The organism is Stenotrophomonas sp. SY1 (assembly GCF_021202945.1).
Lineage (GTDB): Bacteria > Pseudomonadota > Gammaproteobacteria > Xanthomonadales > Xanthomonadaceae > Stenotrophomonas.
This window is the reverse complement of sequence record NZ_JAJOYR010000014.1, coordinates 1-505: the sequence shown is the minus strand read 5'-3', so window position 1 is coordinate 505 and position 505 is coordinate 1. Positions and strand designations below refer to the sequence as shown.

The window sequence follows — 505 nt, the reverse complement described above, 5'->3', positions numbered from 1 at the left end:
TAATAATATAGGGCGACATTAGGTCAAATCATTAGGTTACATTTTACCTGATATTATCCTACTAATTTCTTGACAAATGAAATTATCAAGTTTGTACAAGCCTTTATGTAGGTTGGCATTTTGATTACTGGTGGTATGAATCAAACTACACTCTATTAAGTTTCTTGCTATTATGTTGTTGGTATAATAGATTGCCTGGGCATTACCCCAATCAACTGGATGATTATTTAATTCAATATGCTTGAATATACCACTAGAATGATTGCCATCCCTAACATTTTTCTTGTGTTGTTCAATTCTAATGTTTAAGGGTTTGGCTGTTTGACCTATGTAAAATTGATTATACATTTTGCAAGGAATTTTATAAATGCATCCTTTTTTAATTTCAATACTATTGTTGATGAGTTTATGTTTTACTGTACTATCATTTTTAAAAACTACAATTACGTTAAATCTTTTTAATAACTTTGTGATACTTAAAAAATTTTCTTGAAATGGTAAAATT

General features: G+C 27.9%; 1 protein-coding gene. It reads right to left on the bottom strand.

Annotated elements, in window-relative coordinates:
* Window positions 1–36: 36 nt before the first annotated feature.
* Window positions 37–505 (bottom strand): hypothetical protein (locus LR961_RS19130; RefSeq protein WP_232151564.1); only part of this gene is annotated, 469 nt, incomplete at its 5' end.